6 protein-coding genes are annotated in these 7,491 nt (G+C 52.8%); 1 reads left to right on the top strand and 5 read right to left on the bottom strand.

Features of this window, described 5'->3' with window-relative positions:
• The 3 genes from AC2FEE_RS25285 to AC2FEE_RS25275 all read right to left on the bottom strand — a co-directional run.
• On the bottom strand, window positions 1-77 hold a 77-nt coding region (locus tag AC2FEE_RS25285), incomplete at its 3' end, for a sugar phosphate nucleotidyltransferase (RefSeq protein WP_496868177.1).
• A gap of 120 nt (window positions 78-197) precedes the next feature.
• Window positions 198-929 (bottom strand): metallophosphoesterase family protein, encoded by a 732-nt coding sequence (locus tag AC2FEE_RS25280; protein WP_496868176.1) that lies wholly within the window; start codon window positions 927-929, stop codon window positions 198-200.
• Between the two features lie 113 nt (window positions 930-1,042).
• Window positions 1,043-1,570, bottom strand: coding sequence for a hypothetical protein (locus tag AC2FEE_RS25275; RefSeq protein ID WP_496868175.1), 528 nt, complete (start codon window positions 1,568-1,570; stop codon window positions 1,043-1,045).
• A 489-nt stretch (window positions 1,571-2,059) separates the two neighbouring features.
• Between AC2FEE_RS25275 and AC2FEE_RS25270 the strand changes: the two genes are divergently transcribed.
• Complete coding sequence (locus AC2FEE_RS25270) at window positions 2,060-3,553, top strand: hypothetical protein (protein ID WP_496868174.1); 1,494 nt, start codon at window positions 2,060-2,062, stop codon at window positions 3,551-3,553.
• Window positions 3,554-3,829: 276 nt separating this feature from the next.
• On the opposite strand, the gene AC2FEE_RS25265 is transcribed toward AC2FEE_RS25270, so the two are convergent.
• Both AC2FEE_RS25265 and AC2FEE_RS25260 read right to left on the bottom strand, forming a co-directional pair.
• A complete protein-coding gene (locus AC2FEE_RS25265) occupies window positions 3,830-4,654 on the bottom strand; it encodes a hypothetical protein (RefSeq protein ID WP_496868173.1) in 825 nt (274 codons plus the stop codon).
• 74 nt (window positions 4,655-4,728) lie between these two features.
• The gene (locus tag AC2FEE_RS25260; RefSeq protein WP_496868172.1) at window positions 4,729-6,585 is read right to left on the bottom strand and encodes a galactosyltransferase-related protein; all 1,857 of its coding nucleotides are present in this window, start codon (window positions 6,583-6,585) and stop codon (window positions 4,729-4,731) included.
• Between the last annotated feature and the right edge of the window lie 906 nt (window positions 6,586-7,491).

Genomic DNA, 7,491 nt, shown 5'->3' with positions numbered 1-7,491 from the left:
TTAGGATAGCTCTTACGCGACAAGGGCCACAAACGGGTTCCAGAACCCCCGCAAAGGAGGATGGGCGTAATCAACATCGCATGCTCTAAATCCGATCTAATTTGGATCGGTTCTATTCAATGTGACTTGCCATGACAACGTTTTGCACAGTAGCCGTCTGAAAAAGGTCCAATGCTGCCTTTTTTGCGGTCAGAGCTTCAGGGACGCGCCGTCAGGAACTTGGGCTCGGTTCCGTCCAGGCAGACCGCGCTCAGTACACCTGTCGCAAATGCGCCAGTATCAATGGAAATGCGCCCCTGTTGCGTTCCGGCAGTTCCAACGATTGTGTGCCCATGCACAACCCATACACCATCGCGCCTAACCTTTGACTGAAACGACGGGTGACCCCAGACAAGGGCCTTGTCCGATTGCGCCTCGGGCGGGGTATCTGGATCGGCACCAGCGTGGACAACAAGCACATTGCCGGACATATCCCAGGTCTGCAGTTCAGAGACCCACTGGCAGAGCGCGCCGCCCATCGCCTCCCGCAGCTTGTCGCGACAGTCCGTCAATTCGTCACCGCTCATCTCGGATCGGGCCCCGCGCACACCGAATGAGGCCAGGGTCTGCAAACCGCCATTGCGCAGCCAGCGCGGGCCTTGCCCTTTCGGATCCCGCAGGAACTGCAACAACATCTCTTCGTGGTTGCCCATCAGACAGGTCAGGTCCGGGCGGGCGCTGATCAGGCGCAATACCTCGGCGCTGTGCTCGCCGCGGTCGACATAATCGCCCACCAAAATAGTTCGATAGTTCTGAGGGACATCGGACAGCAATTTTTCCAGCTGGACGATACAGCCGTGCACATCTCCGATCACGCAAAGCGGACTGTCCGGGTTCGGAAGCAGGAAGGGTTCACGCCGCCCGAGCCGTTTGAAAAGCGTTGTCAGCACGATGCGCTGGTCTCCTGACTGGTTGGCCGCATTAGGTCCCGTTTGGGTAATCTGGCGTCGGTTTTTTGATCCGGTCGTGATACCCCTGCGCTGAACTCTGGGCAAGCCCAGCCTCAGGCGGTCCGGCAGGCCGGCACGCCCATGCGTATAAGTTCTCTGCCTTTCACCTTGTGGACACCGTTGATGCGATTGCGCGCAGTGGTCATAAACCATGATTTCAATGGTTCCGGATAGTAGTCCGCCATAACCTTGCTGAAATAGTCGAAGTCCTCGGGCGCTAACCTACGGCCACTACGCGACGGGCCATGAAATCCAAAGGTCGTATCGGGATCAACACATGTACCGGGCAGCCCCAGAAACATCGTGCATGTCGAATAACAGACGCGCCCGCGTATTTCGACCTGGATGCCGTTGCGCTCAAGGTTTTCCAGCTCAGCCAGACGGTCATGCAAATACCCACCGCGGTCGCTGCCCACTACTAACAGTTGCTGTGCCTCGACGCGTGACGGAGCACTTACGGCCGATATCAGCGTAGCAACTGCCAACAACGCCGTTAAAAACCGAGCGGCACCACGGGTGGAGGATGTTCCGGCACGCAGCGGTGCCGTGATAGAACAGTCAAACAGGCTCGGCATCGTCATTTCTCCAGTTCCAGAACTTTCTGGATCAGGACTAGAGAGTTGCGTTGCCTCAGCTGTGTGCTGCCTGTGGCGAATCTTGGTCTTAAATCAATGTTTTAATGGAGTTTTTACGAAAAATTTCCGCTCCCTGTGCGTGCGCAGGATTGCCTGCGCGGAAGCGCTTCCCAGGATCAAGTAGGTCTATGGGTTATCGTTGGTTTTGATGCATGCTGCCTACACCGTGACCCGCGTTTTTGCTCGCGCACAAATCCTGATGGTTATATCGAATCCGCCCTTTGCCAGATCGATGTAGGTTCCTGTTCGGCGGCCGGACCGGGTTATTCAGACTTGGCAGACGAAAACGTCTAAGGGTTGAGGCAGAGAGCCAAGTTAAAAAATGGCGACCAGAGCCCTTTAGTTGTGATCCTGACGCGTGGTGCTTCGTGCCCCAAATTTGCCAGAATCATAGCTTTCCGCGAGACTGAGGGATGTTCTTGGGAGCGATCCATTATGATTAGGAATGCTGTTTATCGATTGATTTTGATATTTCTGGTTTCTCTATTTGGCCTTCATGCCTCAAAAACCGCGGCAGACAACATAAACGAAGATGATGTCTCTGCCGAGCTCAAGCATTACGCCCTTAGTTTCTTCAATATGGTCCATTCAGACTCGAAGATGGTAGTCGCTGAGGCACACAATAGAGATGGCCGACTTGTAGTTGTCATGTTGCACACACCTGGACCTGACGACAATCCAGCTGATTATTTGGTCGTCGCCGGAGACCCTGCTTACAAGCGGTTTTTGGAAACAGACTACACAGAATTTCTGAAAGAGAATCGAATTGATGTAGCCAATCTTAGACGCGTAGGCACAATTTTGTACGTGGAAATGCACCATGTGGTTTTCAGGGCCCGAATACCACAAGACCCTGGCAAGCTGACAACAATCCAACAAGGGAACTTTAAGATCCATGTAAAACCGGATGGCTCGGGAGGGCTTGCCTCGGAAGTGACCGCAGAACGCATTGACCCAGGTGGCATGACCGCTGGAAAAAGGTCGAATGCACTGGTGGTGGTAGAACAACGAAAGAAATCGGAGAGCCAAGAAAGAGCAAAGAAACGAGATGCCAAGGCGCAGGAGAAGGTTTCAAAACAGCGCACAATTTACGCGGATGCGACCGCTAAAGGAACAGTCTATAAAGGATACGGTTTTTGGGTTTACTTCGAAAACCCGACGTTTATGGCGAGTATTTTCAACGGTGGCGGTTCTGGCCAAGATCTTGACGGGATAATGCTGGCTTGGGTTTCAGCATTTGAAGCGCAATGCAGCCATCTACTTGTTGATAACTACCACGAGATTGAAGACCAGACCTTGGTCACTGTCAGAAATGGTTTTGGTGTTGTTAGGTCGCAGCATGTTGAGACTGACAAAGTAAGAGTCAGGTCACATTTTGCGCCTTTTGTGCGCAATGCGCGTTTCAGTGTGAATCCTTCTGGGATGACGGCGACCCTCGAACATCTAGGGAGAATCCAGAGCGGGGATTTCTCTGGAATCTTTGAAGTGCCGACGGTGATCCGTTCTCCTATCGTCGATGCGGGCACGTTTATTGCGTTGTCCGGTTGTGACAGTAACGCGGTTCGGCAGTTCGACATGAACCTTTTGGCTGCTCTCGGCGGTGGGAGAACGGCACAAGAATTCAATGATTTTGACAGCCAAATATCTCACTCAGAATCCAGTCCTGAACCGACGGGCAGGAACTTCGGCAGCATGTCTGAAGCATGCTGGCATGACTCGATGTATGAGATAAGCACCCTGAAACCCTATTTGCCGCAGCTTTGCGTATGCGAGGAAGAGGCAATCGGAACCAAATTGAATGCAAAGTTGAAGAGGGAAGCAATATCCAATTATCCGGGATTTAGACGCATGTTGAGGGAGGCAAAAACTCCCGTGCTCTACGAGTTGAGGCGGGCGAACTATCAAGCATGCAAGCATCTACTTGAGTAGTCCAACCTCTTATCTTACTTGATACTTGGGGGTCTCCGGGTTCAGGCCCGATAACCTACGCGGCACATTCATACTGCTGGCATCGGACGACGTGTCGGAGGCCTTGCCGACCGAGAACTCAAGCGACAGTTAGCAAGGCACGCAGAGGTCCAAACTCGCAGTGAGCTTAAAATGATGCGCTCTGAACCAAATTGGCGCTGAAATGCACCATGATCCGGCGCGAAACCCAGGGGGTTTACGGCTGCGGGCTTTGCCCGGCGGGCACGCTGTTCTTGATTAGGTGGATTTCATTTGACGCTTGGTTCGTCGTTGCAACCGCCAAAGATCTCTCCAGTAAGACGTCTTCCAGGGCGCGCTCAGGGCTACCTTCCACCACTTGCGCTGCTCTTGAAACAGCTTGTTTTCATAATCCTTTTTCAAATAGCGCTTGGGCAACGCAATATGGATTTTGGGGGCGAGATTCTGAGCGTCGGCAGAGCTGCCGGAATTGTTGGGCACCAGCATTGCCGCGGTTTGCATCGCCAGCAGACGTTTCAAATTCACCTCAAGCGTCGAGGGGTGCACATAGTCGATGACCGGACCGACACTATTGCCGCCGGCGTCCGCCCAGGCGTCACCCAACTCGGTATTTGTGAAAACAACCGTGCTCTGCAAGGATTCCCAATCGCTGAAAAAACTGTTCCAGATCGCCGGGCGCACGACATCGCGTAACATAAACCCTTCGGCAAGAAACAGCATCGCCCAAAAGCTAGGCCAGGCGATCAAAAGATCCTGTACGTCCTGTTCTGTCGCCGAAACCGGTGTGAATACCACGATATCCGCGATCTCCGTGATCAGGCTGACACTGTGTTCCGCTTCGCTCAGACTGGCTGCGGGCAGCCCCTTTGCGACGTGGACGATGCGAAGACCTTCAGCGGTCTTATGGCACTGCGCAAGTTTTCCAAACGTTGTATGGGTGACCTGCGCGACACCGTTCAACCTGTATGCATCGCACCAGTCGGAGTGTGTCCGGCCGCCCAGAACGATAACTTCACTTACTTGTTGCTTGCACGCTGAAATGACGCTCTCAACGGCTAAGCTCCTTGTTTCACTGTCATTCATTCAGGTTTACACTCTGGCGGATTTATTACGTATGTATTTCGACTTGGACGCATGTCCGAACGTTTGAAGCGACATTAAAAATGTTGCCCCGATATCTCTAGCTTCTGATTTTGAGACATTGAATGGGCGATTTCGGTGAATGAGCTCCAGTTGCTGCCAAGCAATAGCGGCGCGCGGGACAGCAAAATCACATCGGCAAGCGCGTATTTGAGCTGCATTTCCGAGCGGTCGTACACCGTCCGTGGCAGGCTGGACACGCGATCTTTGTACTTTGCGGCAAATGCGCCATAGGATTCCGAGTTGTCCGAAGCCAGGAAAATCGTCGAATTGGCGGAAGACTCCAGCAACTCGTCGATGCGCTTAAAGAAAAAGCCGTAATGAGATCTGGTTCGGGCGCGTCTGGCAATCTCGTCTTCCGATTTGGACCAGTCACCGGGAACGTCCCCATGAGGATCCGTGGCGGCGCCACCATTCATACGGACGTGGACAGCGATATCGTTCGGACTTCTGACGGAATCAACCATGTCCTGAACATCCGCACTTGGCTTCAGAGCGCGCAGGAAATCTTTTTCAATCTCGTCGTAAGGCGCTCCAAAGGTGAACCTGTAGGCGGACTGAACGAGAACGTCACGATTGGCGTGAACAAGCGAACTGGAATCAAAGGCATCCCGAAATGCCTTGCTCATCAGATCGACCTCCAACACGTTTTCCGGGTTGTTGTCGCTGGTGTCCTCGATGGCGCCGTCGAAATCAAACAGCGACGAAAAACTGCAATCACAATGCTCATCTGGTACCCACCGGACAATCAGGTCCCGATCATGGACTTTTGCAAATGCAGCCCCGGAGGCAATCGCGCGCAAACGATTGCCCAGTCCATGCTGGGCATCGACGATAAGTTTCGGCCTGCCTTGGGTGTGACCGATCGGAACCGTTATTTCGGTATTTTTCTTAACGGATTGCAAGGGCCCGCTGCCGATAGCCGCGACCGCGTCTTTAAGGGAACGGGTCATCAGCGCATAGTCCACGGCCTCGCAAGACGCAGTGATCTTAACGCCCTCGAAAACGTCCTGTATTGCACCGACTGCGGCTTCGGCGCGTTCCGATCTTGTCCCGATCAAGTTTGTGTCAACGCCAAACGGGTGGCTCCGCCGCAACCGGACATTGCCCTCAGAATTGCCCAACTGTTGGAAGCCGGCCATTGGGCAACTGCTGTCCCAAGGCGCCGATGACGAAGCTGTTTGCCGATTCAGGGCTATCCAAAACTGCGGGAAAGCCTGCACCTCATCCCAGCCGGTGACCGGTTTGCTTTTGGGGCGGTCGATGCGCCTTGTGTCGGAATGATCAATGTGGCGAATGGTGTCGGGGTCAACATCAACTCGTTCAACGCCTGAGTGTGTCAGGCGATCATACAGATCATCGTCATCCCAACCATAGGTAACAATCTGTTCGTTGAACCCGTTGACAGCAATCAGGTCCTCGCGCCCGACAACAAAGAATCCGTTAACGTGGCTTTGGCCCGATTTCGCCAGCCGCCAGTTTCCTGCGGTCAGTTTCCCAACACCCATGGTATTGCGGCTGAAAAACTCGGGTTCAAGGATGATGTCACTGTCGACTTTGACGATCTTGTCTCTGGTCGTCGCCCGAAAACCCACGTTGTAGGCATGAGAGAGAATCCAGGACCCTTCATCTTCGACACGAAGAATACGGACGCGAGGGTCGCGAATCCCGGTCTGTTCGAGGGTAATCGCGACCGGAATTTCGGAACTCCAGTCCACGATGATAATCTCGTCGATATCTTGGTGGACCAACCACGTCGGAAGGGTCTGCACCAGATGGTCATTTCTGTTCATGCAGCATGTAACAAGCGAGTAACCCTGCTTTATCGCGGCATCCGGCTCAAATTCTTCTCCGGCTTCTTCAAACTTGGGCATGTCCTGCCAATTTTCCGGGCGTTTCAGTACTTCACTGTAAATGGACGCCACCACCGAAGGGGATTTGGCATTGCGAACTGAGAGCTGTGTTCTGATCACACTACGAAATGTGTCGCCAGTCCGAGCTGTATTGGAATCGTCGTTTGAAGCCAGTACATCGCAGAGGCTTGCAACTATGTCCTTGGAAGATTGCATTTCTTTCCCAGTTCGAGATCTTGATAAGCTACGACATCCAAATTAAATCAGTGCCGCTCGCGACTTACCATCCTAGATTGTATTCAAAAATTGTTTCGGCACCGAGTACCTGTTTGCCTGAGCGTGTCAATCTCCAAAGATACTAAGTTTTTAGGACGGGCCCAAGAATTCAACATCTATGAGCGGCGTTACGCCTGAATCGTGCCATTGACAAGGTGCGTGGTTTTTCCGTCAACCAGTAAGAAAGCAGAGCGCCGCCAAAACCTTTCCGCGCTGACCGCCATTGCGCTTCCCAGAGAATCATCGGACTGGTCCATATAGGGACTACCAGCATTCGCGTATAAAATTACACATAATTCTCAAGACTTAGTCAGTTTCTCAAGGAAACAACGGTCGCGACATTCGGTTTTCGCCTCTGGTCTCGAGCTTTGTTGACCGATCGAAGTCGAAAGCTGGAAGCTAGCAGCCCACAAGTCCGGACGAGTGGAACAATTGTTGACCAAAGAACCAATTTGAACACGCCCAAGTCGCATGAGCGAAAACAAGCCGATCCAAACACGGACCACACCTGACACTGTGTCGGTGTTAATCAAGCAGTCCATTTGACTGTTTATAGATTGAACGGTCTGTATTTTTTTGGTTGCGGGAGTAGGATTTGAACCTACGACCTTCAGGTTATGAGCCTGACGAGCTACCGGGCTGCTCCATCCC

This window comes from Ruegeria sp. YTSC199, from assembly GCF_059609725.1.
This window is presented reverse-complemented; position numbering and strand designations above follow the sequence as displayed.